This is a genomic window from Streptomyces eurocidicus (assembly GCF_002891295.1).
In the GTDB taxonomy this organism is placed as follows: Bacteria; Actinomycetota; Actinomycetes; order Streptomycetales; family Streptomycetaceae; genus Streptomyces; species Streptomyces eurocidicus.
On sequence record NZ_LGUI01000002.1, the window covers coordinates 582,586 to 607,699 of the forward strand.

16 protein-coding genes are annotated in these 25,114 nt (G+C 71.8%); 8 read left to right on the forward strand and 8 right to left on the reverse strand.

Going from position 1 to position 25,114, the window contains the following annotated elements:
• Positions 1-26 precede the first annotated feature (26 nt).
• Genes AF335_RS07505 through AF335_RS07525 form a run of 5 tightly spaced genes read left to right on the forward strand, consistent with a single transcriptional unit; the run spans position 27 to position 8,226 of the window.
• The gene (locus tag AF335_RS07505; RefSeq protein WP_170127617.1) at positions 27-1,424 is read left to right on the forward strand and encodes a cytochrome P450; all 1,398 of its coding nucleotides are present in this window, start codon (positions 27-29) and stop codon (positions 1,422-1,424) included.
• Positions 1,421-3,397 carry a prenyltransferase/squalene oxidase repeat-containing protein gene (locus AF335_RS07510; RefSeq protein WP_102917481.1) on the forward strand — a complete coding sequence of 659 codons (1,977 nt, stop codon included), beginning with the start codon at positions 1,421-1,423 and terminating at the stop codon, positions 3,395-3,397. Before AF335_RS07505 ends, AF335_RS07510 begins: the two co-directional genes overlap by 4 nt.
• Before the next feature lie 29 nt (positions 3,398-3,426).
• Positions 3,427-4,947: an FAD-binding oxidoreductase gene (locus tag AF335_RS07515; protein WP_102917482.1), complete on the forward strand. Its 1,521-nt coding sequence runs from the start codon at positions 3,427-3,429 to the stop codon at positions 4,945-4,947.
• A gap of 4 nt (positions 4,948-4,951) precedes the next feature.
• Complete coding sequence (locus AF335_RS07520; protein WP_102917483.1) at positions 4,952-6,058, forward strand: glycosyltransferase; 1,107 nt, start codon at positions 4,952-4,954, stop codon at positions 6,056-6,058.
• Positions 6,055-8,226: an MMPL family transporter gene (locus AF335_RS07525; RefSeq protein ID WP_102917484.1), complete on the forward strand. Its 2,172-nt coding sequence runs from the start codon at positions 6,055-6,057 to the stop codon at positions 8,224-8,226. Before AF335_RS07520 ends, AF335_RS07525 begins: the two co-directional genes overlap by 4 nt.
• A 31-nt stretch (positions 8,227-8,257) precedes the next feature.
• Here the strand turns inward: AF335_RS07525 and AF335_RS07530 are convergent, their stop codons facing one another.
• Complete coding sequence (locus AF335_RS07530; RefSeq protein WP_170127618.1) at positions 8,258-9,565, reverse strand: FAD-dependent monooxygenase; 1,308 nt, start codon at positions 9,563-9,565, stop codon at positions 8,258-8,260.
• 141 nt (positions 9,566-9,706) lie between these two features.
• Between AF335_RS07530 and AF335_RS07535 the strand changes: the two genes are divergently transcribed.
• The 3 genes from AF335_RS07535 to AF335_RS07545 all read left to right on the forward strand — a co-directional run bounded on the left by AF335_RS07535 (position 9,707) and on the right by AF335_RS07545 (position 13,575).
• Positions 9,707-10,759, forward strand: coding sequence for an NAD-dependent epimerase/dehydratase family protein (locus AF335_RS07535; RefSeq protein ID WP_170127619.1), 1,053 nt, complete (start codon positions 9,707-9,709; stop codon positions 10,757-10,759).
• The gene (locus AF335_RS07540; protein ID WP_102917487.1) at positions 10,756-11,868 is read left to right on the forward strand and encodes an aromatic ring-hydroxylating oxygenase subunit alpha; all 1,113 of its coding nucleotides are present in this window, start codon (positions 10,756-10,758) and stop codon (positions 11,866-11,868) included. Before AF335_RS07535 ends, AF335_RS07540 begins: the two co-directional genes overlap by 4 nt.
• Positions 11,869-12,162: 294 nt before the next feature.
• Entirely contained in the window at positions 12,163-13,575 is a 1,413-nt protein-coding gene (locus AF335_RS07545; RefSeq protein WP_102917488.1) for a DEAD/DEAH box helicase, read from the forward strand.
• 96 nt (positions 13,576-13,671) lie between these two features.
• On the opposite strand, the gene AF335_RS07550 is transcribed toward AF335_RS07545, so the two are convergent.
• The 7 genes from AF335_RS07550 to AF335_RS07580 all read right to left on the reverse strand — a co-directional run bounded on the left by AF335_RS07550 (position 13,672) and on the right by AF335_RS07580 (position 25,106).
• Entirely contained in the window at positions 13,672-16,548 is a 2,877-nt protein-coding gene (locus tag AF335_RS07550) for a M91 family zinc metallopeptidase (protein WP_102917489.1), read from the reverse strand.
• 53 nt (positions 16,549-16,601) lie between these two features.
• Positions 16,602-18,344, reverse strand: coding sequence for a hypothetical protein (locus AF335_RS07555; protein WP_146045457.1), 1,743 nt, complete (start codon positions 18,342-18,344; stop codon positions 16,602-16,604).
• 50 nt (positions 18,345-18,394) lie between these two features.
• The gene (locus AF335_RS07560; protein ID WP_170127620.1) at positions 18,395-19,588 is read right to left on the reverse strand and encodes a M91 family zinc metallopeptidase; all 1,194 of its coding nucleotides are present in this window, start codon (positions 19,586-19,588) and stop codon (positions 18,395-18,397) included.
• A gap of 81 nt (positions 19,589-19,669) precedes the next feature.
• Positions 19,670-21,397, reverse strand: coding sequence for a hypothetical protein (locus AF335_RS07565; protein ID WP_146045458.1), 1,728 nt, complete (start codon positions 21,395-21,397; stop codon positions 19,670-19,672).
• Positions 21,398-21,444: 47 nt separating this feature from the next.
• Positions 21,445-22,395 carry a scabin-related ADP-ribosyltransferase gene (locus AF335_RS07570; RefSeq protein WP_102917493.1) on the reverse strand — a complete coding sequence of 317 codons (951 nt, stop codon included), beginning with the start codon at positions 22,393-22,395 and terminating at the stop codon, positions 21,445-21,447.
• A 30-nt stretch (positions 22,396-22,425) separates the two neighbouring features.
• Positions 22,426-23,379: a ComEC/Rec2 family competence protein gene (locus AF335_RS07575; RefSeq protein WP_146045459.1), complete on the reverse strand. Its 954-nt coding sequence runs from the start codon at positions 23,377-23,379 to the stop codon at positions 22,426-22,428.
• 158 nt (positions 23,380-23,537) lie between these two features.
• Positions 23,538-25,106 carry a hypothetical protein gene (locus AF335_RS07580; RefSeq protein ID WP_102917495.1) on the reverse strand — a complete coding sequence of 523 codons (1,569 nt, stop codon included), beginning with the start codon at positions 25,104-25,106 and terminating at the stop codon, positions 23,538-23,540.
• Positions 25,107-25,114: the final 8 nt, after the last annotated feature.

Consider the following 25,114-nt stretch of genomic DNA (forward strand, 5'->3'; position numbering starts at 1 on the left):
CGGGGGCGGAACCGGGGTGCCTCCCGGTGAGCGCCGACAGCTCGCCGGCGCCCCCGCCCCGGCTCACCGGCGGCGGTCTTCCCTGGATCGGACACGCCGTGCCGTTCTCCCGCGATCCGGTCGCGTTCCTGACCGGAGCGCGCGAACGGGCGGGTGACGCCTTCTCGTTCACGTTGCTCGGCCGGCCGACGGCCTTCCTGTGCGGCCGCGCGGCTCACGAGGCCGTCTTCCGCGCGGACGAGCAGGTGCTCAGCCCCCGCGCGGCCTACCGCTTCATGACCCCGGTCTTCGGCCCGGGCGTCGCCTACGACGCCGAACCCGCGGAGATGGAGCGGCAGATCGGCCACCTGCTGCCCGCCCTCACCTCACGAGCCCTGGCCGCCCACGCGTGCGTCATGGAGGAGGTGGCGGAAGCCCACGTCCGGGGCTGGGGCGAGAGCGGAGAGCGGGACCTGATGGAGACGATGAACGAGCTCACCGTCTCCATCTCCACCCGCTGTCTGCTGGGCGTGGAGGTCAGTCGACGTCTGGGCCCCGAACTGCCCGGACTCTTCCGTGACCTGGAGTCGGGCGTCCGGCTCGCCGGACTGCTCAGCCCTTCCGTGCCGCTGCCGGCGTTCCGCCGGCGGGACCGGGCGCGCGCCGCCCTCGGCCGGGTGCTCGGCGAGGTGATCTCCGCCCGCCGCGCCGCCCGCCCCGCGGACGAAGGGCCGCAGGACATGCTCGCCACCCTGCTGTCCGCCCGGAGCTCGACGGGCGAAGCGCTCGCCGACGAAACCGTCATCGGCCTGCTCATCGGCATGATCTTCGCCGGACAGCACACCAGCGCGGTCCTGGCCGCCTGGACCGGCGTCCTGCTCCTGAACCACCCCGAGCACATCCCGGCCCTCCTGTGCGAGCAGGAGCGGGCCATGGAGGGGCACAAGGCCGTCACGGCGGCCCTGCTGCGCCGCATGGAACACCTGGAACACTGCGTGCGCGAGGCCGAACGGCTCCATCCGCCCTTGGTCCTGCTGATCCGCCGGGCCCTGCGGGACTTCGACCACGCCGGCCGCCGCATCCCCGCCGGAACCCTGGTGATGATCTCGCCCGCGGTCTCGCACCGCCTCCCGGACGTCTTCCGGGACCCCGACCGCTTCGACCCCGGCCGGTATGCTCCGGGCCGCGAGGAACACACGGTGCCGTACGCCCTCATCGGCTTCGGCGGAGGAAAGCACCGCTGCGTGGGCCTGGCCTTCGCCTACCAGCAAGTGAAGATCATCTGGAGTGTGCTGCTGCGCGGCTTCGAGCTGCGCCTCGGACGGCCGGGCCCCTGTGTGCCCGACTACTCCACTTTCGTGCCCGGTCCACGCACCCCCTGCCCGATCCGCTACCGAAGGCGCACTCCGCCGCACGGCCCCGGGAGCGGGGCGGGACAGCCATGAGCCTCCACGCGCGTGCCCGCGAGGCACACCGTCGTGCCCGCGACCGACTGCTCGAAGAGCAGCGCGGCGACGGTTCGTGGGAGGGGGAGATGGTGTGGAACACGATGATCCTCTCGCAGTACGTCATCGTCTCCCGCATCGTCGGCCGTCCGCCGGACGAGGACGACCGGCGGGCCATGATCCGCCACTACGCCGTCACCGTCACCCCGGAGGGCGGGTGGGGCCTGCACCCCGCGTCGGGGCCCTCGGTGTACTGCACCGCACTCGCCTACGTCGCCCTGCGGCTGCTCGGGACGGAGCCCGGGGAGCCACTGTGCGCGCGGGCCTCGGCCTGGACGCGGGAGCAGCCCGGAGGCATCGCCGCCATCGCCACCTGGGGCAGGTTCTGGCTGGCCCTGCTCGGCCTCTACGACTACCGCGCCATCAATCCCGTACCCCCCGAGACGTTCCTGCTGCCGACCTGGGCACCGGTCCACCCGGACCGCCTCTACTGCCACACCCGTTCCATCTACCAGGCCATGGCCTTCCTCTACGGTTCCCGCTTCACCGCCGATCTCGGCCCGCTCGGTGGGCGACTGCGCCGCGAGCTCTTCGGCAGTGACACCGTCCCGCGGGGCGCGAAGGCGTCCGGCCCCGACATCCATGTGCCGCCCGGGGCACTGCTGCGCGGCCTGTTCGCGCTCACGGAACGGTACGAGCGCCACCCCGCCGCCCGGCTGCGCCGACGGGCCCTGGACCGCTGCCTGCGCCGGGTCGAACACGAGCAGCGGGTGACGGACGACCTGGCACTGTCCCCCGTCAACGGATTGCTCAACGTGCTGGTGCTGCACGCCCGTTACCCCGGAGAACCGGCAGCGGCCAAGGCCCTGGACGCCCAGTCGTACTGGCGCTGGAGCGACGACCGCGAAGGCATCCGCTTCGCCGGAGCCCGCTCGCACACCTGGGATACCGCTTTCGCCGTCGAGGCCCTGCTCGCCGACCCGGGCGCCCGCGACGGGAACGCGGCGGCGGCGCTGCGCGGCGCCGCCGCGTTCCTGCGGCGGTCGCAGATCACCGAGGAGATCCCCGACCGGGCGATCACCGGCCGGTCGTCCGCGCTGGGCGGCTGGTGCTTCTCCGAAGGCGGTCACCGCTGGCCGGTCGGCGACTGCACGGCCGAGGCCCTCGTGGCACTGTTGCACGCCCGCCCCCACCTCCCGCCGGCCGAGAGGATCACCGATGACGCGGTCCGCCGCGCGGTCGTCTTCCTGCTGGAACGCCAGAACCGCGACGGCGGGTTCGGCTCCTACGAGGCACGCCGTGGCTCCCGACGCCTGGAGGCGATCAATCCGGCGGAGATGTTCACCCGCTGTGTCGTCGAGGACTCCTACGTCGAGTGCACCGCCTCCGCGCTGCTGGCACTGGCCGCCCTGCCGCCCGACGACCCCGCACTGCCGCGCGGGACCCTCGCCCGCGCCCGTACCCGGGCCGTCGCATTCCTGATGCGCAGCCAGCTGCCCGACGGGGACTGGCCCGCCTCCTGGGGCATCAACCGGATCTACGGCACCTGGTTCGCCGTCCGGGGCCTGCGCGCCGCCGGCCTGCCCCGCACCCACCCCGCGCTCCGCCGCGCCGCCCACTGGCTGCGCGCCGTGCAACGACCGGACGGCGGCTGGGGCGAGCATCACCGCGGCTGCGTCGAGAACCGCTACGCCGAGGGCCACGAGAGCCGGCCGGTCTCCACGGCCTGGGCGCTGCTCGCTCTCAGGGACATCGCCGAGGACGACGACGCCGTCCTGAGAGGGATCCGCTGGCTGTGCGACCACCAGGCGCCGGACGGGACGTGGACCCCGGCCCGGGTCAACGGCGTGTTCTTCGGCACCGCCATGCTCGACTACCGGCTGTACGTACGCTACTTCCCCCTCTGGGCGCTGGGCCGCCGGCCGGTGGCACCGGGGGCGGGGCCCGCCGCATCGTCCGTGCCCGGCAGTTGAGCACCCGCTCGGTGAAGGAACGGTCTGCCATGCCTCACCTGCTCCGCGGAGCCGAGAAGTTCGTCGCCCGGCGGCGATGGTTGCTGACGGTGCCACTCCTGCTCCCGGCGTCCAAGGTCTTCAGCGCCCTCCAGGCCGTGCGGCGCACCCTGCGCAGGACCCTGTGGGGGGCCAGGCTGCACGAGACGCGCGTGCGCCGGCTCCAGGCCGCCGTGCTCGCATGGCGCGCGGGCGCGCGGGACCGGCCGCTGTGCACCGCCCGCCGGGAGTGGCAGTCCGTGTCGACCCCGCGCACCGGCTCGTACAAGCGCGCCGCCCACCGGGTGACGGTGAACCTCCCCGACGTCCTGGAGGTGGACACCGCGCGCGGGATCGTACGGGTCGGGCCGGGCGTGACGATGGGCCGGCTCACCGCCCTCCTCAACTCGCGCGGCTGGACGCTGCCGGTCGTCCCGGAGCTGGAGAGCCTGACCGCGGGAGGGCTGCTGCTCGGCTACGGGGTGGAGACCTCCTCGCACCGCCACGGGCTGTTCTCCGACAACGTGACCTCCTGCGAGGTGGTGCTGGGTACCGCCGAGCGGGTGCGCGCCTCGGCCACGGAGCACGCCGACCTCTTCCACGCCCTGCCCTGGAGCCGGGGGGCGCTGGGCTTCGTGACCTCCATGGAACTGCGGATCGTCACGGCGCCGCCCTGGGTACGTCTCGATTACCTTCCGGTGAGCGGGCTCTCCGGCCTGTGCCGGAGACTCGCCGATCTGGCCGGTGACCCCCGAGGACCGCGATTCGTCGAGGGATTCGTCTTCTCGCCCGACGAAGGGGTCATCGTGGTCGGGGACTTCGCCGAGCGGCCCGTACGGGGAGCGACGAACCGGATGGGCCGCTGGCACAAGCCCTGGTTCCACGAGCACGCCCGTAAACACCTGGACACCGGCTCACGCACGGAGTACGTGCCGCTGCGGCAGTACTACCACCGCCACAGCCGGAGCCTCTTCTGGGCCGCCGAACTCCTCGTCCCGTTCGGCAACCACCCGGCCTTCCGCCGCACCCTCGGCTGGCTGATGCGCCCGAGCATCGCCTTCCTCAAACTCACCGAGACCGAAGGACTGCGGCGCGACTACCAGGAACAGGTCGTCACCCAGGAGGCGCTGGTCCCCATCCACCGCCTGGCCGAGGCGGTCGCCGTACTCCAGGAGGTGTTCGAGGTGGACAAGGTGTGGATCTGCCCGGCCAGGCTGAGGCGGACCGACCCGCCGGGCCTCGCCGGACCGCGGGGCCCCGCCGGGGAGGAGCTCTTCGCCGACGTCGGCGTCTTCTACTCCGTGCCCGCCCCGGTGCGGCGGGGCGACCCGTGGGACAGGCGCTCGGCCACCCGGCGCTTCGAGGGCTGGGTCCGCGACAACGGCGGATTCCTCGCCCCGTACGCCCTCTCCGAACAGACCCGCCAGGAGTACCGGGAGATGTTCGACTGCACGCTCTACGACCGGGTGCGCCGTGCCTACGGCGCCGAGGGCGTCTTCATGGACGCCTACGACAAGACCGCACCGAGCTGACCGCATGGTCCGCCCACAGGACGCCGTCAGCGGGATGCCGCGCGCACTGGTGATCTCGGGCAGCATGGGAGCGGGGCATGACGGCGCCGGGCGGGAACTCGTCCGCCGCCTGCGGGAGCGCGGGGTCGAAGTCGTCCTCCGGGACTTCCTGGACGCCCTGCCACGCCCGTACCGGACCCCGCTGAGGGACGGCTACGCGTTCACCGTCCGGCACGTCCCCGCGGTATACGGCCGGCTGGCACGTGCCGAGGAGCATGACTCCGTCGTCCGGAGGGGGACGCTGCGCATGTGCCGCACGGCCGGCCGCCGGGTGGCACGGTGGGCGGCCGGATCCGACGTCGCCGTCACCACCTTTCCGCTCGCGTCGCAGACCCTGGGCATGCTCCGGCAGGACGGCGTGCCGGCCCCGCGCGTGGTCTGCTGCCTGACCGACCCGGCGCCGAACAGGCTGTGGCTGCATCCTGGCGTCGATGTGTACCTGACGGTATGTCAAGTCACGGTGAACGAGGCGGCGGAGCGCTACGGGGTCGCCATGGCGGTCGGTGGCCCGCTGGTGGCCTCCGCGTTCCGCTCACCCGTGCCCGAGGTCGAACGCCGCGCTCTGCGCACCGAGTTGGGGGTTCCGCCGGGCCGCCGCATGGTGCTGCTGGTGGCCGGTGCGCTGGGGGTCGGCGACCTGCCGGCGAGCGCCGCGGCGGTGCGGGCGGCCCCCGGCTGCGTCGCGGTCGCCTTGTGCGGCCGCAACGAGCGCCTGCGGCGGAAGGTGGCGGCTCTGCGGGGTGTGGTGGCGCTCGGCTGGCGCGACGACATGCCCCGCCTGATGGCCGCGGCCGACGTCCTGGTCCACAACGCGGGGGGCCTGTCGCTGACCGAGGCGCTGGTCGCGGGCCTGCCGGCGGTCAGTTACCGGGCGCTGTCAGGGCACGGCCGGAGCAACGCCGCCACCCTCGCCCGCGCCGGACTCGCCCCCTGGCCCCGCACCCCCCGGGAGCTGGCCGATGCCCTGGAACGGCAGGCGTCACGAGGCCGGGTGTTCCTGCCGCCGGTGCCCGCCGGACAGGAGACGGCCGATGTGGTCGCGACGCTGGCGCGGCAGGGCCGGCGGACATGAAGCCGCCGCATGCCCCCGGCGGCTGGACGCGTACCGTCACGGCCCGGCCCGTGCTGACACTGCTCCTCGCCCTGCTCGTCACCGCGTTCGCGGTCGTCGCCGGCAGCGGGGTGACCGACCGGATGAAAAGCGGCGGCCGCGACGACCCGGGCTCGGAGTCCACCTACGCGAGCGAGGCCCTCGACAGGTACTTCCCCGAGGCGAGGCCGAATCTCCTGCTGCTCGTGGACAGCGGCCGCGGGAACGGGGTGGACGACCCCGCGGTCGCCGCCGAGGCCGGGCGGCTCGCCGCCCGGCTGGCCACGGAGCCGGGGATCGTGGGCGTGACCTCGTACTGGGCGGACGACCGGCCCGCCCTGCGCTCCGCCGACGGGCGCGAGGCGCTGATCGCCGCCCGCGTCACCGGGGACGACCGCCGGCAGGGCGTGACCTACGACCGGATCGCTCCCCACTACCGTGGTTCCCACGGCCCGGTGGAGGTCGGACTCGGCGGCGCGGCCGCGGTCGACGACGAGCTGCGGGCCGTCATCGCGGAGGACCTGCTGCGGGCGGAGACGACAGCCCTGCCCGTCACGCTGGTGCTGCTGATCGTCGTCTTCGGCAGCGCGGTGGCCGCGCTGCTGCCGCTGGCCGTCGGCATCGCCGCCGTCCTGGGCACCGACGCGGTGCTGCGCGGCATCACGGAGTTCACCGACGTCTCGGTCTTCGCCCAGAACCTGACGACCGCGCTCGGCCTCGGACTGGCCGTCGACTACGCCCTGTTCATCGTCCGGCGGTTCCGCGAGGAACTGGCGTCGGGGCGTGCCCCCCGCCGGGCCGTCGCCGTCACGCTGCGGACGGCCGGCCGGACCGTGCTGTTCTCGGCGCTCACGGTGGCCGTGTCGCTCTCCGCGCTGCTGCTCTTCCCGCAGTATTTCCTGCGCTCCTTCGCATACGCCGGGATCTCCGTCGTGCTGCTGGCCGCCGCGGCCGCGCTGGCGGTGCTGCCCGCCGCCCTGGTGCTGCTGGGAGACCGCGTCAACGTCTGGGACCTGCGGCGGCTGTTCCGGTGCGGCCGGGGCGCGGGGGCCGGGCGGCGCTCCGGCGGCCGCGGGGGCCGGTTCGTGGCGGCCCGTACGGTGACGCGGCGAGCGCCGCTGTTCGCCGTCGCCACCACGGTGGGCCTGGTTCTGCTCGGAATCCCCTTCCTGCGCGTTGAGTTCGGCTACTCGGACGACCGCCAGCTGCCGCGGACATCCGCCTCACGCGCGGTGCAACAACACCTCCGGGACGGTTTCCCGGGGACGCCCGGCGGAGCCCTCCTGGTGTACGCGGAGGGCGGCCCGTCCCGGAGCGCACTCGCGGCGTACACCCGGATCCTGTCCGCACTGCCGGGTGTGGCACGGGTGGACGGGCCGGTGCCCGGCCGGGACGGCCGGGTCTGTCTGAGCGTGGTGCCCGAGGGCGAGGCGGCCGGGCCGGCCGTCCAGCGGCTGGTGCACGACATCCGTGCGCGGCGGCCGCCGTTCAAGGTGTCGGTGGGAGGCATGGCCGCCGAACTGGCCGACTCCAAGGAATCCGTCGCCCGGGTGCTGCCCCGGGCCGGACCGGTCGTCGTGCTGACCACGCTGATCCTGCTCTTCCTGCTCACCGGCAGCGTGCTGATCCCCTTTCTGGCGGTGCTGCTCAACGCGCTCGGCCTCACGGCGATGCTCGGTGCGATCGTCTGGGTCTTCCAGGAGGGCCACCTGGCCGGAACGCTCGGCTTCACCGCGACCGGGGCCGTCGACACCACACTGCCGGTGCTGATGTTCTGCGTCGCCTTCGGCCTGTCCATGGACTACGGCATCTTCCTGCTCTCCCGCATCACGGAGGAACACGACCGCACCGGTGACCACGAAGACGCCATCATCCAGGGCCTGTCCCGCACCGGCGGTCTCATCATGGCGGCGGCCCTCGTCCTGGCGGTCGTCATGGTGGCCATCGGCACCTCGCGGGTGACCGGCATCAAGGTGCTCGGCCTCGGGCTCGCGCTGGCTGTGCTGACCGACGCGCTGGTGGTACGCGCGCTGCTGGTCCCCGCCGTGCTCCGCCTGACCGGACGGGCCACCTGGTGGGCGCCCGCTCCGCTGCGCCGCCTCTCCGTCCGGTGCGGTCCGCGCGAGGACGGTCCGGCCCCCGGTGGGTGATGCCCGCGAGGAAGCGCGGACTCGCCCGCCATCAGGGCCCCATGACCGCCAGGGCCCGCAGCCTCCCGCGCGGCGGAGGGGGCGTTCCGACGGTGGGACCGGCCAGCCAGACCAGCCAGTCGGCGAGCTCGGTCAGCCGGTGCAGCAAGGTGACGGAGCCGTCCGAGGGGCAGGGGCCGGCGCGGGCGAGTTCCGTCAGCGCGCGGGCCGTCACATGCGCGACGACGTCGCAGAACGCGCTGCGTCGTTCGTCCCGCATGCCCAACAAGCCAAGAACGAGGCCGCGTTGACGGGTGTCGTGCTGCCAGAGACCGAAGGCCGCCCGGCGTAGGAGCAGGGACGCCGGGTCGTTTCCCGTCAGGGCGCGGTGGAGCGCTGCGCCGAGCCGCTCGGCGGGCCAGGCGCGCGCGGTCCGTTCGGCGGCGTAGGCGGTGAGGTCCGGGCTCCGGCGGGCCAGGCACTCGCCGTCCAGGAGGGCGAGGGTCATGCCCAGGGCGGCGAGCGGGTGCCCGTGTCCGACCGCGTCGCCGACCAGGGCGCAGCATCCCCGGCCGTAGAACGAGCGCTTGCGGAAGAAGGCGGCAGCCCACTGGACCCTGCCGACGGCCACGGCCTCGGAGAAGGCCGGACGCAGGCCGTCGGGGAGCGCCGGCGCGTAGCCGTGTTTCAGATAGCCGCGGATTCCGGAGGGGCCGGGGCAGGGGAGGGGGACGTCGAGGCAGAGGCGGACGGTGTCCGGTGCCACCCGGTAGGCCAGCACCGGGCCCGGTCCGCCGAGGAAGACATGTCCGTATCCGTCGTGCGGCAACCGGGCGTCGTGGAGCAGCAGCCCGGCGATGCGGGACAGCGGCGCGGGCGCCGGCTCGCCGGGGCGCAGCAGACGGCGCACCGTGGAAGCGCGGCCGTCCGCGCCGACGATCAGCCCGGCGCGTATCTCCTCCCGGGCGGTACGGGCCAGCCCGTCCGCGCTGACGGCGACGACCCGGTCGCCCCGGCGGAGCACGACACCGGGGGCGGCGCGGGCCGCGCGCAGCAGCAGCGCGGCGAGGACGTGGTGGTACATGCTCACGGCGGTGCCGTCCGGATATGGGCAGGGCAATGGGGGGTGCCCGTCTCCGGCGTGCAGCTGGAAGCCGCGATTCGCGGTGAACTCCCGGTTGTCCGTGCCGATTCCGGCCCGGTGGAGTGCGGCCACTCCGGCCGGATGGAGCCATTCCCCGGCCAGCCGCCGGGTAGAGGCCGGGGAGGGCTCGACGACCAGGACCTCGGCGCCCCGCCGTGCGAAGGCCAGCGCCGTCATGCAGCCCGCCGGCCCCGCCCCCGCGACCAGCACGTCCACGGTCCGCACGATACCCCCCTGAATGCCCTCCTCGGCCACTTCTGCTCACGCTGCGGGGCCGCTAAACTACAATGTGTGCATGTAGTCGCATATTCATGACACTCGGGAACGAGCGCGTGAATGGGGCTGGACGGGGGGCGGATGATCCTTGTCACGGGCGCCACCGGGCATTTGGGGGCCAATCTGGTGCGTGCGCTGCTGGCCGAGGGCCGTGAGGTGCGCGTGCTGCTCAAGGGTGTGGCGGGGCCCGCCCTCGACGGCCTCGCGGTGCACCGGGTGCCGGGCGATCTGCGCGACCCGCGGGCGGTGGAGCATGCCGTCACCGGCTGCGAGGAGGTCTACCACTGTGCCGCTCGCGTCTCGACGGGCAACGGCCGGAAGCGCGAGATCTACGACATCAACGTGCTGGGCACCCACCATGTGCTGGCCGCCGCCCGGCGGGCGGGCGTCCGGCGGGTCGTGGTCACCGGGTCGTTGAGCGCGACCGGCTGGCGACACGGTGTCCCGAGCACCGAGGAGGAGCTCTTCTACCCGTTCGGCGAGCACACCCCGTACACCGTCAGCAAGGTGCTGATGGAGCACGAGTGCGCCAAGGCCGCGGCGCGGGGACTCGATGTCGTCGTCGCGACGTCCACCGCGATCATCGGGCCCCATGACTACCGGCCGTCCCGGATGGGCCGACTGCTGCTGGACTTCTCGAACGGGCGGCTGCTCGCCTATGTCCCGGGTGGATTCGAGTTCGTCTCCGTCACGGACCTCGTCGCGGGACACCTGCTGGCGATGCGCCGCGGAGCCGCCGGCCGCAAATACCAGTTCTCCACCCGCTACCACACGGTGGACGAGATGCTCGACCTCTACGCCGAGGTCAGCGGCCGCCCCCGGCCGCGGCTGCGCGTGCCGTCCGCGGTGATGGCGGGCATCGCCAGGGTCACCGCGCCCGTGGTGTCCCTGCTGGCCCCGCGCCACGAGCCCAGGCTGACCCCGGCGGCGGTGGGCTTCCTCCGCTCCCGGCGACGCGCCGACTGCTCCCGGGCCGTCAAGGAGCTGGGCTACCGGCCGACGAGCGTGGCCCGGGCCGTGGAGGAGGCGTACGCCTGCTTCGCCCGGCGCGGGCTGATCGACGTCCGCCACGGGGCCGTGCCGTCCCGGCGCCGCGTCCGGACGCCCGCACGCCCCCCGGCGGGGCGGTCATGAGCGGCCCGCCCGGTTTCGGACAGGCGCGGGGCAGGCGCCAGAAGGTCCTGGCCGCGGGCCTGGACCCGGACCACTGGTACCCCGTCGAGTACGAGCGGGCCCTGCTCCCGGGAAAGACCCTGGCCACCTCCTTCTGGGACCGTCCGATCGTGGTCTGGCGCGGTCGGGACGGCTCGCTGCACGCGCTCGAGGACCGCTGTGCGCACCGCCAGCTGCGGCTGTCGGCGGGCGTGGTCGACGGCTGCCACCTCACCTGCGAATACCACGGCTGGACCTACGGCGGGGACGGCCGCGTGGTGCACTACGCCCACGACCTCTTCGGCCGCGCCGAACCCGAAGTGCGCGTGCGGACCTACCCGGTGACGACCCGCCACGGCCTGATCTGGGTCTTCCCCGGCGACCCCGCCCGCGCGGGCGAGCGCCGCATCCCCGGTATCCCCGAGCTGACCGGCCCCCGCCCCTGGCCCCGGATGAACATCTCCTTCGTCTGGCGCGCCCACCACTCCATGATCATCGACAATACGAGCGACTTCACCCACGCCTATCTGCACCGTAAGTACCGGCCGTTCTGGGACGCGAAGCTGACCCACCACGGCGTGACGGACACCGGCGACGTCGAGATCTCCTACGACGCCTTCATCGGCGGAGGCCGCTTCGTCCGGCACTTCGTCAACCGCAGGCGGGCCGACACCACGTCCATCGACATCACCTACCACTACCCCTACCAGTGCTCGAATACCGGCGGCTACATCAAGCACTGGCTCTTCCTGCTCCCCATGGACCGGCGGACGACCCGGGTCTTCTTCGTCTTCTACTTCAACGCCGACGGAATCCAGATCCCCGGCACGGCCCTGACCGTCCCGTACCGGCTGACCGCCACCCTGATGCGTGCGGTCAGCACTTTCACCGCGCGCCCCACGCTGTCCCAGGACGGGGCCGCGGTGGAGGGCGAACAGCAGGGATACGAAAAGCACTTCGCCACTCCGACAGTGGAACTCAACCCGGCTGTCAGGCTCTGCCAGGACCTCACCATCCGCAAATGGGGGGAGTATCTCGCGCGGGACGCACGGACCCGACGACACCCCGGCGCCCAGGCGACGTCTGATTGAACCTGTTTCGTGCGCCCAGTGGGGCAGGGGGTGACACCGTGACGTAGCGGTGTCGGATTCGCGCCCGGGCTCCGGTGAGCGAGGGCTCCGGGCGTGTGGTCATGGCCAGGTCAGGGCCTCTTCGCCACGGGGAGCCCGCACCGTCGGCGCCGGGTCGAAATATCACTTTGTGTTACCCTTAGACGTTTGGACGGCTGTGACGGGCGGCGACTCCGTCCGTGGGTTCCCCTTGTCCGCCGGCCGCTCGTTCCTGCCGTGCCTTCCTCGGTACGTTCCTCATGCGGAAGGCTCTTCATGAACCACCCGGACCGCCCCGACACCTCGCACGGCGACCCCGCCCGGCCGGAGCCCCCCACCCCGACGGCGTCCTCGGCCGCCTTCGCCGACATGGGTCTGCCGGCCGAGGTGCTGCGTACGCTCGCCGAGCTCGGTGTGCGCGAGCCCTTCCCGATCCAGGCGGCCACGCTGCCCAGCGCCCTCGCGGGACGCGACGTCCTGGGGCGCGGGCGCACGGGATCGGGCAAGACGCTTGCCTTCGGCCTGCCGCTGCTCGCACGGACGGCCGGGCGGCGCGCGGAGCCGAAGCAGCCCCTCGCCCTGGTCCTGGTGCCCACCCGGGAGCTGGCCCAGCAGGTCACCGAGGCGCTCGCGCCGTATGCCGACGCGCTCCGGCTGCGGATGGCCACGGTCGTCGGCGGCGTGTCGATAGGCCGGCAGGCCGCGGCGCTGCGCGACGGCGTCGAGGTCGTCGTCGCCACCCCCGGCCGCCTGCACGACCTCATCGAGCGCAGGGCCTGCCGCCTGGGACGCGTACGGATCACCGTCCTCGACGAGGCCGACCAGATGTGCGACATGGGCTTTCTGCCGCAGGTCACCGAGGTCCTCGACCAGGTGCACGCCGACGGCCAGCGGATGCTGTTCTCGGCCACCCTGGACCGCGACGTCGACCAGCTGGTCCACCGCTACCTCCACGACCCCGTCGTCCACTCGGTCGACCCGTCCGCGGGCGCGGTCACGACGATGGACCACCATGTGCTGGTCGTCCACGGCCCCGACCGGTACGCCGTCACCACGGAGATAGCCGCCCGCGACGGCCGCGTACTGCTGTTCCTGGACACCAAGCACGCGGTCGACCTGCTCACCCGGCACCTGCGGGCCAACGGAGTGCACGCCGCGGCCCTGCACAGCGGCAAGTCCCAGCCGCAGCGCACGCGGACCCTTGCGCAGTTCAAGAACGGCCAGGTCACCGTCCTGGTGGCGACCAACGTCGCGGCCCGCGGTCTGCACGTCGACGACCTCGATCTCGTGGTCAACGTCGACCCACCCACCGATCCCAAGGACTATCTGCACCGCGCGGGCCGCACCGCCCGGGCCGGCCGGTCCGGCATCGTCGTCACGCTGGTGCTGTCGGCCCAGCGCCGTGAGATGAGCCGGCTGACGGCCGAGGCCGGTGTGGAGCCGACGGTCACCAAGGTGCGCTCGGGTGAGGCGGAGCTGAGCCGGATCACCGGGGCCAAGGCACCCTCCGGCACTCCGCTCGACGGCGGGCCCGCCGCACCCCGGGCCAAGAACACCAACGCCCCCTTCCGCGGCCTGGGCACCAGCAAGGACGCCTCCCGGGGCACCGGCGGCAAGTCCCGCAAGGCGAGCGAGGCCCGCAAGCTCGCCGAGGCCCGCCAAGCGGCCCGGGTGCGGCGCGGCGGCTGAGAGCCACCGCCCCTCCGCCTGACGCGGGAGACGCCCCTCACGACCGGCGGCCCGCCCCGGGCCGCTCGGCCGCTTCCCTCCCCGGTCGCTCCGTACTCAGTGCGGGAGCCGGCGGTACGCGTCGACGTAGTTGCGCAGCAGGGCCCGGTGAGTGCCGTTGACGATCGCGCCGAGCAGGGGCTGGGCGCTGAGAAGGGCGCCGAGACCCTTCTTCTTGACGCTCTTCGAGAGCTCCGCCTTCCTGTCCTCGGTGACGTACCGCTCGAACGCGGACGGGTCCATTCCGGCGAGTTCCGCCAGCCTGTCGTCGTCCGGGACGCCGAAGACGAGATCCGACAGGCTCAGCGCCGCCTCAGGCGCGACCTTGTAGAAGTTGAGGACACGCTTGCGCCACTCCTCACGGCGGGCATGGCTCTGGGTGTAGGACTGGCGGAGCGCGACGACGCGGTCACTGACGGGCCCTGTGCCGGGTGTGGCCAGGATGGCTTTGACGAGCCTGTCGCCGTCGGTGACGACGGAGCAGTCGGGGGCGAACACCCTGTTGTCCTTGTCCTCGCCGCGCAATTTCCCGAGAGACTGCGCCAGGGCCTCTCCTTCCTGGTCACCCGTGCCGAAGGTGACGCCGTCCTCCAGACGGGTGAGGCCGTCCAGGAGCTTGACGAACGTGTTGGGCTCCGGGAAGTAGACGGTCCTGGGGTCGGCCTTCGCCATCGCGACGCGGACGTCCCGGTCCATCGCGGTGGCGATGTCCACGCGCGGATCGTCCCCCTCGGGGAGGCGGTAGCCCCCGCTGAAGAGGTCGGGCCACTTCTCCTCCTCCAGCCGGTTCGCCGCCGCGTCGAACAGCGGCTTGCCCTCGGGAGTCCTGAGCGAGATCACATCGGCGTCGCCGGTGTGGAAGTAGACCCGCTCGCATCCCTTGTCACCGGCGTACAGCGCCTTCGCGAACTCCTGCGCCCGGTCGCTCCCGGCGATGGCCTGCCGTATGGCGCCGTAGGGGATGGTCTTCTGATCGCCGAGACTCGTCTTGCCCTGGGGTGCGCACCAGAGGAAGGAAAGGACGGCGACCGGGAAATCGGCCTTCTCCCGCTGCCAGGCGCCGGCGAAGTCGTCGATGATCCGACGCTGCCTTGCGACGCGTTCCGCGCGCTTGGCGTCGCTCTCGCCGTAGGGGTAGCCCTCGTTGAGCCCGATGACGAGCGCGCACCCCTGCCGGGTCGCGGTGGCCTCGTCGCGGTAGCGGCGGGCCAGGGTGAGCAGCTTCCGGTGGTCGTCGACCTTGGCCGGGACCATGGCGACGAAGCCCACGTCTCCCTTGACGGGCCGGGGACTGCCGACCGCCTGTCCCGCGTACATGTCGGTGATCGGTTCCCAGGGTGTCCTGCCGGTGGCCGTGGTCTTGGGCCGGACCCGGTTGACGATCACCCCGGCCTGCTTCCGCTGCTCCTCGGGCAGGCTGTCGGGGTTCGTCCACCGGGGCCGGGAGGTCTCGACCGGATTGCCCGGGCTGCGATGGCACGCCCGCTGCTCTACCAGGTAGCCCTGCTCCAGGCGGGCGGCGCCGATCCTGCCCAGGTGTTCCCGCACGCCGAACGAGGCGGCCGGGTCGACGGTGCCCAGGAAATTCGCCAGCGACTTGAGCGAGGAGACGTCGCGCCGGTAGACGAAGCCGCTCGCGCCCGTGAAGAGGCGGTGGGGGATCCGTTTGCGGGGCACGGCCAGGTGGTGCACGCGCTCCACCCTCGTCAGTGCGACGTAGGCGATGCGATGCCGGAACCCGAGGTCGCGGGCGATGGCGACCTCGGTGACCCCGCGCACGCGCGTGCGCTGCTGCCAGGTGGCGGCGGCGCCGCGCAGGGCGGCGAGTCCGTCGGCGTCCCGTCGCCCGGCACGTACGACCGCGCGGGCGTGGTGCTCGAAGGCCACCCGCTCGGCCCGTACTTCGGCCGGGGAGGGCGAGGTCCTACGGCCCTTGTGCCGCTCCACCACGCCGTCGATCCACTCCAGGGCCACGTCGCTGCCGTGGGTGCGGATCTCCTCCCAGTTCACGCCGCGCAGCACGACCAGCCCCTGCTCCGTCTCCGCGACCGGGAGCGGGTAGAGGTACCTCAGGGACAGCTCGCTGAGCGTCGCCCTGTGGAACATCTCGCGCTCCTGGTGGGTCTCGGACTTCCCGGTGCCGCGCACGTCCACCGGGTTCGGGTCCGCCATGCTGACCTCGTAGCCGGTGCCGTACCTCTCGCGGAAGAGCCGCTCGGTCTCGGCCAGCGCCGCCTGCCGGACCCTGGCGCGTTCGTCGGCGTCGTGACCCGTGTCGTCCATGGTGCCGGCCAAGGCGTGGGCGGCGTGGATCAGCTCGTGCGCGAGGGTCACCTCGGGGGCCGTGGCGACGTCGTCGGAGAGCAGGAGCACCCGGGGGTGGAAGGACACGATCGAGTACACGCCCCGGCCGTTGTAGAGCGGTCCCTTGAGCCTGGAGTTCAGCGACCACTGGGCGGGGGAACCGTCGGTGGCCTGCGTGATGATGACATTGATCCCCGCGAGGTCCCGCTGCTTCGGCGTTCGACCGCTCTTCCGGGACTTGCCGTGGCGGCACAGGACCCGTGTGCTGATGCCCGCGTCCCAGTCCTCCGGCCCGCCGTAGGTGCCGTCCGGGTCGGGCAGCGGCTGGGCGTTGCCGAGGAACTCGACGAGGCGCTTGCCCGCCTCGGAGGACTCGATCCGCCGGAGCAGGAAGTCGATCTCCGCTACGTAGTCCTCGTCGTCCAGTTCGAGGTCGGGCTCGGGGTGGGAGGTGGCGTCGCGTACGTCGAGCACGTCCGGGTCGGAGCACACGGCGATGCCGGGCCGTACCACGGTGACGGGGAGCGGCTTGCCGCCGAGCCAGGCGATCTCGACGGAGGACTCCGCGGCCGCCTGGACCGGCTGCGGTGGTGTCAGACGGGCAGGGTCGAGCCCTGTGAGGCGACGCATGACGGGGGGTGATTCCTTTCGGGGGATCTGCGGGGAAAAAAAGGAGGAGGGAGTCAGTCCGAGACGACCAGCACGGCCCGTGCCTGCTGCCGGGTGTCGGTGGTCAGGACCAGGGAGGCGGCGTCGCCGGCCGCCGTCGGCGCGGTGTACCGCAGGGAGACCTTCTCGACGGCGGGCAGCAGGTTCGGCAGCCCCGCCGTCGGCGAGCCCGTCGCGGGCAGCAGCGGGGCGAGCGCCTCCGCGAGCGTGATGCCTTCCTGGGCGGTCCAGGTCGCGGTCCAGCTCGTCGCGTCCGGATCCTTGTCCGCCACGAGGTCCAGCTCCATCAGCGACGACTGCGGGCCGCCGAGGAGGAGGGAGCCGGTGGCCTCGATGTCGGAGGGGCCGTCCCCGGTGCTGATCCGCGCCGTGAGGTGGGCGCGCGCCCGCAGCCCGGCGGGCAGCGGGAACTCGGCGGATCCGGCCGCGGCGAACAGCCGTCCGGAGGGTGTGGGGACGACCTCGAAGCACAGCTCCCGCAACGTCAGCTCCGCCAGGGAGGCGGGCAGGCCGCTGCCCATGGCCTGCTCGGTCCAGGCACTGATGTCGCGGAAGGCGATGCGGTCCGCCTCCACGGTGAGCCCCCAGCCCAGGGCGCTCCTGACGGCCTTCACCCCGATCCGGGTCCCGCCCACGACGAGCGTGCCCGCCAGGGCGACCTCGAGCGCCCGGTCCCCGCCGCCGGACACCAGGACCGTCTGGTCCTCGATCCGCACGCCCGCTGTCTCCAGGGGGCTCAGGAGCTCTCCCGCGACGACGAAGGCGCCTTCCCGGAGGTCGCACAGGAAGGAGAGCCGTCCCAGGCCGTTCTTGCCGATGTCGGGGGCGGTGTGCTCGAAGAGGCCGGCCCCGTCGGTGAGTTCGCCGTGCGCCGTCAAGGCGGGCAGGTCGACCGTGACGGCGCTCTCCAGCCCGCCCACGGACAGGTGCGCGCTCAGCTCGACCGACAGCCCTCCCAAGCCGTTCTGCCGGGCGGCGGAGTCCAGGGCGATCCGCGCACGGACCTGGCTGAGCGTCACACCCGCCAACAGCCGCCACTCCTGCGCCAGGTCGACTTCGAGTTCTCCGGTCACCCGCCCGTCCCCGGGGGCGTACGAGACGGTGACCTCGCGGAGCGCGGGCAGCGCCGAGGCGAGGAGCCCCTGCCACTCCGCGGGGAAGTGGTCGGTGACGGCGTCCGCGCCCGTGCAGCCCGGCAGATCCGCCATGTGCCGCAAGGACGGCAGGGTGAGCCCGCCGGGGAAGCGGGCGGACACCGTGAGCGCGCCCTCGTGCACGGAGGCGAGGAACAGCACCGGCTCATCGAGGCCGGGCAGCTCCCACCGGGCTCCCGCGACGGCGGGCGTCCGTTCCCGCTCCGACTCCGCGTCCGCACGGGGGGTGGCGTCGATGACGACGACGGGCGACCCTGCCCCCAGGGCCTGAAGCGGACTCAGGTCGTGCGCGGGGAAGGGCTCGGAGAGCCGCCACTTCGGGGCGTCCACGACCAGGACGAACCCCACCACCGCCCTGCCCGAGGTGTCGGCCAGGAACTCCGCCACGGCCGGGCACGGCTCCGGCCCCAGGGCCGGCACGGCGCAGCGCCCTCGTACCGTCATGCTCTCCGAGGTGAATTCCGCGTCCGGGAAATCAAGTTCGGCGGAGCCGAAGTACGTGGAGAAAGCGCCACGGACCGTGGGGTCGGTGAAGTCCTCGGCCTTGAGCCGCAGACTTCCGTTCCGTGCCCTCTCGGTTATTTCCTCAACGGACAATGGCATTGCCGAATCCCGTCCTCGATGTTCTGCGATCATTTACGGCCGTCGGGAGATCAGGCGTAGAGCTCTTCACTGATCCTGATGACGGCGGGGCCGTTGCCGGGGTCGGCCACGGGCGGCTGCGGGCGGGCGAACGCCGGCACGGGGGCAAGGCCGTCGTGGGCCGCGACGATGCGCCTGGCCCTTTCGGCCTGCTCGGGGTCGAGTTCCTGACGGACGTGGGGCTCGGCCGTCCTGCGATCCGCGAGAAAGCCGTCCGGCTCGTAAGAGAAACGATCGAAGTGCTCCCTGGTGAGGAACCTCATGATCGTGTCCTTGGTTTTATCGGGGAGGGGAGCCCTGAACATCCCGTCCCCCTCGGGTCGCCGCCAGCCCTTTTTCCAGATGCCCGCGGCCTGGTCTTCTTTCGCCAACGGGCCGTAAGTGGGGCGCGCGGCGAATGCGAGCTCCTCGGCCAGTCGGCGTTCGCTGATGTCGAACAGCTCCATACGCTGTGCGCGTATGTGCTGCGCTCGCGCGGCTTCGACGGCGTCGAGGGGGTTGGTCAGATGGCGGTCGACCGCTTCGATGCTCCGCAGTTGTCCGGGGGTGTTGCGCAGGACCTTCTGGCCTGTTCCGGTGTCGGTCGTGGTGCCGAACAGCCACTCCAGAGCGATGGGGTTGCCCTGGGTCACGATCTCTTCGAGCGGGCTGGTGTCGAACGCGAGAACGCCGTTGAGGAGTCCCGCCACGTAGGGCCGCTCCTTCTCGTTCATCTCCATCGATCCGGCGACGATGTGGGCCGCGTGGATCAGTTCATGGCCGAGGACGATCTCGGGTGCCAGGACGACCCTGTCCTGAACGGCGGCGAAACGTGGATTGAACTCGATGTACGAGAAGTAGCCGAGGCCGCTGCGGGCGGTGGGTGTCTCGTCGGTGAGGGCGCGGGTGTCCGCGGAGAGCCTGGCCCCTCGGGACAGAATCACCGCCGAGACGCTCGCCGGGGAATTCCCTGACTCGTACCGAGCGATGAACGCGGATTCGCCGAACCCGTCGGGGCCGGGCAGCGGAGTGGCCTGCCCGAAGAAGTCCACCAGGCGCTTCCCGGAGGGAACGGCCTCCAACCGGGTCAGGAGGTCGTCCACATGGTCCAGGAACCCCTGGTCGAGAGGGTCTGCCGGGTGCGACCGCATGGCGGTGCGGTCCACGGAAGTGACGGCGATTCCCGGGCGGAGTTCCACGGCCGGGCAGGAACCCCGCGTGCCCATCGTGATCCGCATGCGCGCGGGGGGCGTCCCGGGGGTGGAGGGGTGAGTCACTGGGTGCTCCGAATACGAGGAGGTGGTCGGTCAGCCGCGGTGGGTGTCCGCGAGCGGGGCGGGCGTCGCTCCGGACGGCGCCGTGGCGAATACGGCCCGCACGGTTCCGGCGTCCGCGGCGACGACGACACCGCCGTCCCCCGCCATGAGGTCGAGCCTGGTGACCTCGGGCAGGAGGTTCCGTACGGAACCGTCCACTGTCCCTCCGAGCCATTCGACGAGATCCGTCACGGACGCCGCGGCGTCGCCCTGCCAGGAGGCCCGCACCCGGCCTCCCGCCTGCGCCTGGAGCTCCAGAACCATGGGTTCGGCCGCCGGCAGGTCGATGGACAGCGTGGCCTCCAGGTGCCCGGTGCCCGGGCCGGTGCCACTGGCGGCGCTGATCAGGAGGGCTGTCTTGCGGCTGCCGAGGGAGAACAGGCTGTCGGCGGAGAACTCGAGGGAACCATCGGCCCTCCGGGCCACGGACAGGTCGTCGAGGACGACGCCCCGCAGGAATTCCGGCACTGTCACACCCATGTGCTCCGACAGCCAGTCGGCGACCGGAGCGAAGTCCACATGGCGCACCGAGCCGGCAAGTTCCCACCGGCCGTCCGTCGTACGGGCGGCGACGGCGCGGATCCGGGCGGATCCGATAGCCAGTTCGCCGTGGATCCGTACATCCGGAGCTCCGCTCCGGTGGCCGGCTATTTCGAGGGCGGCGTTCTCCAGGACGAAGCCCGAACCGGATGCCGCGGGTGCCGCATAGCCGAGGGCGAGGGCGTAGCTTCCCTCCCGCAGATCGGCCCTGACCGTGGCATGGGCGACGGGAAGGCTCTCCAGACCGCTCCCGGAGGCGAATTCGGCCGGTGTGCCGGTGTCCGGGAAGGGGCCGGCGGCCTCGGCCACCACCTCCAGCTCCGGAACCGTGATGGTCCCGCCGAGGGTGTAGCCGTGCACACCGATACCGGCGCGCAGAGCGGCCCGGGTCCGCACGGGGCCGCCCTCGGGGAAGGTCAGGGTGAACTCCGCCTCGACGGCGGTGAGCTCCGCCGTGCCCGGGATCACCGCCACGTGATCGGCCAGGCCCACCCGCGACCAGACGCTGCACAGCCGCCTTCGGTCGGTATCGGCGACCACCTGGATCTGCCGTATCCGAGGAGCGGCGACGGGTATCTCCGCCGGAAGGGCGAAATCGGCACCCGAGCCGAACGGCAGCTGAGCGAGATCGGCGAGGGTGGACAGGGAAATTCCCTCTCCCGGAGTCAGCGACGCGGTGACCGTCGACGCCCCGGAAGCGGCGACGTCGAACTCCCACTGCTGATGGCCTGCGCCGATTCCCGGCATGCGGACCACGCAGCGGGGCGCGACGGCCGAGCCCCCGTCCTCGGACAGAGCGAGGGTGAGGACGGCATGCAGCCGTCCCGCCTTCCACACGGTGCCCAGGAAGCCCAGGTCGAGGTCGAGATCACCCAGCCGGAACCGCCAGTCCGGCAGTTGCGCGTCCAGTACGACGGCGCTCACGTCCGCCCCCTGGGCGTCGCCGAGGAAGCGCAGGGTGCAGGGCAGGTCGGCACCGTGGCCGGCCAGTGCCAGCCGGCCGGTGACGGTCAGCGCTTCGAGGTCCACCTCAGGGTCGTGGACGGTCAGCGCGTCCGTGAAGAGATAGTCGTCGAAGAGCTCCAGAGCGCTCTCGTGCGCCAACTGCTGTGGAGTGAGCGTCAGTTCTCCCTTCGCGCCGGTGAGGATCGTCCGGACCTGCGCCATCGACAGGGACACCACTTCGCCTTTCGCTGCTGCGTACTTTTCCGTGCCGTGCGCGGCCGTCAACGGGCCCACTGGGGGACGACCGGAGTCACCTCTGCCGGAGTGCCGAACGGATGGCTGGGGCCGGTCTGGCCCTGATCCGGCCAGAACTCCTTCTCACCGCGCCACCCTCGGGGAGCGGTGAACTTCCGGGAGCCGGGGGTCCAGGGTGCTTCTTCGAGTTTCGTCCAATAGCCGACGAGCCCGGTCCAGCGTGCCGCTTCGTCTTCGAACGGGTTGTACCGGAACCCCCTGTCGAATCCCGGAAATCCTTTGCGCCGGTCCCGCTCATGCTTGATGAAGTCCCTTGCCGAGGACCATGCGTGCTGCTTGACCGGGAGACGCCCGTCGGGCCGTTCGGAGAAGGTGAAGCGCAGAGTGATGTCCACCTGGTACGCCTCCAGGATCCGTTGCGGAGGGATGTGCCACGGCGCGTCCCACTCGGTGGCTTCCTTCACCAGTTTCCGGGCCCGACCCCCGACGTGGCGAATCCGTCCGGGATCGAGCACATTGCCTTCCATGCTGATCAAGTACTTGGTCGGCTTGATCACGTACAGCCACTTCTTCAAGTAGGTGCCGTCCCGGTCCTCGGCCAGTTCCCGCGCTATCTTCCGCAGTTTGGAGAGCTCCGCTTCGCTGCTGTACCCCTTCTTCCCGAGCTCCAGGACGGTCAGTCCGGCATTGAGGTCGGTTTCCTTCATCGTCTTCAGCAGATCGCCGAGCTCCCAGCGGACGAACATCTTTATGGCGGTGTCGGCGTCCCGCGCCACGCTGACGAATCCGCTCTTCTTGTCGAAATTCTTCCAGTCCGCGAGGTGGCCCGGGATGTCGTAGTACGTGTCCCAGCCGGTGAACCCGTTCTTGAATATCTCTTCCGGGCCCCGGCCGTCGATCCGGTACACCCAGTCCGGCACCCTCTTCGGCACGTACGGAAAAATGGGGAGCAGCTTCTTCTGACTGCCGTTCGGCATCTGTGATCCTGATTCGGGAAGAAGGTGGGGTCAGCCGGGGAGGCCCGGCGGCGAGGGCTGGGGACCGGCGGTCCATGAATCGACGGAGGTGAAGGCGAACCGGTCCTTCTCCGCCGCCTCGTCGGCGGACGCCGATTCCTCCGACGGGCCCGACAACAGCACCGCGGCGCTGGCGTGTCCGGTGGCCGGGCCGTCCTCCGAGGCGGCCGGAGTGTGCTCCCGCACGAGGGTGTACCGGTGGTTCCCCTCCGGCCCCCAGGGCCACCCGTAGGCGCCGTCGCCCGATGGGTGACCGAGCACGAGCAGCTGTCCCCGGGGTGCGAGGGGATGACCTGTGGGCCCGTCCGTGACACCGGCCGGGAACGCCTCCGCTTGAAGGCCGGCCGCGACGGAGCCCGGCACATCGCCGAGGAAGACGACGCGCAACGAACCGTAAACCAGCAGGAGGACGCTCCCGTTCGCGTCCGCGTCGGACGATCCCGTATGGCCGGTGGAGTTCGCCGCGAGCACATAGAGCCGCATTCCGGCGAAGGAGACGACCGGCGCGCCCAGCCCCCGGAAGGACGGGGGAAAGGTGCGCGCGTTGTTGCCGACCAGCCACCGGTGGAGTTCCGCTCCGCCCTGGAGGCCGGAGTACTGCCGCAGGTCTCCGCCGCAGGAGACCTGCCCGATCTCCAGCCCCTGGGTCACCGGGAGCAAGGCGTTGCAGTGGGAGGAGTCAGGGTGCGTGAGGAACACGTGATCGATGCGCGTGCGCCCGGCGAGGGCCCGCCGCACGGTGGCGCGCATCTTCTCGGTGGTCTCCTGTGCCCCGCGGGAATTCCCGCAGTCGATCATCACGGTCGGCGGTGCACCGGCACGCCGATCGCCCGCTTCCGGGAAGGTGATGACGGCGCAGGTCGTGTCCTTGGTGTCCGTGAGCACGATCCGGCCCGGCTGACGGGCAGGAATTCCGTCCGTCAGTGGCCCGTGGTGGGGGCTCAAGTTGTTCTCCTTCGGGGGCATGCGGTCGGGGCGCATGGTCGAGGCGGGGCCGGGGTGCTCGGGCGGGGCAGGAGGTGAGCAGGCCCCTGCGCAGGGCGCACCGGGCATGGCGTGTGCCGCGCCGTGCCCGGCTGCCCGTGGTCAGCTGGTGACCGGTGTCATCCGGACAGGAGAGGGAAGAAGTACGCATCGGTGGAGCCGCCGCCGCTCCCCTGCTGCCAGATCGTGTACCGCTGTCCCTTGCGCAGCGGGACAGTGGCCGAGGAACCCAAGACGTCCGGGGCGCTTCCGTAGTCGATCGTTGCGGCGGCCACGGTCTCGAAGCTTCCGCCGGATTCGATGTCGACGTAGACGGTCCTGGTGGCGTGGTGCCCGACGGTATAGATCCACAGGAGCAACAGGCCGTTGGACGGCGCCTGACGGACCGTTTTGTCGAAGGCGCCGGTCAGCTTGTCCGGGGTACCGAAGAGTGAGTTGAGGTCGGCGCGATCAGCGGAGAACTTGCCGCTGATCCAGAGGTCACCGTTGGCCATACCGCTGAAGTTCGTCGAGCCCACGAGCGCCTTCTCGGTCACGGCGAGCTTCTTCGCCTGGACGTCGTCCGCGGCGAGCTTCTTGGCCTGGGCGTCGTCCACGACGAGCTTCTTGGCCAGAACCTCGTCCCGTGCCTGGACCTTCTGTGCGGTGAGCGAGCCCGTCACGGTGACCTCCGCCTCGACGGAAAGGTTCTTCTTCGCGACCACGGCATTGTTCACGGTGAGCGTGCCGTCTTTTCCGTGCAGGTCCCCGAAGAGGTGGCTCTCCTTTTCCACCTTCACGGCTCCGTCGATGGTGAGGAACGGGTTTCCGAGGTAGTTCTCCTCGCCGTTCGCGGTGATCTTGGCGACCGTCAGATGGGGGAAGACGGGCTCCGCGACGGCGACGGCCGTCGAGAGGTGGTGCGTGATCGTCTCACCGGAGCGCTTCAGTGCCACCCGGACCTGGAAGTGGGTGTCGCGGGTGAGGCCGGTGACGGGGAACCGCCACTTGTCCTGGTCATGGAGCGGCCCCGCGTGCCGACCGTCGAAGTAGATGTCGCAGACGGCGTCGGACGGCGCGGTCCAGGTGAGGACGGCCTTCCGGCCCGGCGTGAGCAGGGTGACGGGGGCGGAGCCGGGGTTGTCGTCGACGTCGGCCTCGCGGAGGACGAGGTCGCCGACCACGTCGGCCGTGAGGGCCTCGGCCGGGGGGTACTTGGCGAGCGGGAGGGTGACCTGGTTGGTCTCCCAGGTCAGGCCGTTGTCGACGCTCACGGTCTCCCGGACGCGCAGCAGGGCGGTGCCCGCGAGGCCGTTGGCCTTGAAGTCCTTGAGGCGCAGGAGGAGCCCGTGCGTGGTGAGGGAGACGGACTCGCCGCTGACGGGGCGGACGGTGAGCGGCGTGCCACCGGCGGTGAAGGCCGCCATGTCGTCCTGGGGCAGGGTGAGGAGGACCCCGCTCTCGATCTCGTCGACGGTCCACTGGTCGGCCGGTTCGACGGTGGGGACGACGCGGTGGCCCGCGGGCACGAGGTCCTGGGCGAGGTCGCCGGTGGGGAGCACGAGGAGGATCTGCTTGCACAGGACGGCCTCGGTGCCCGAGTTGGACACGACGATGTCGATATGGGCCGGCCGGTCGGTGGCCAGGGGAGCCGGGACGGTGGCCAGGCCGTAGGTCAGGCGGCTGGTGCCGCCGGTGTTGGCGTTCATGGTGGCGT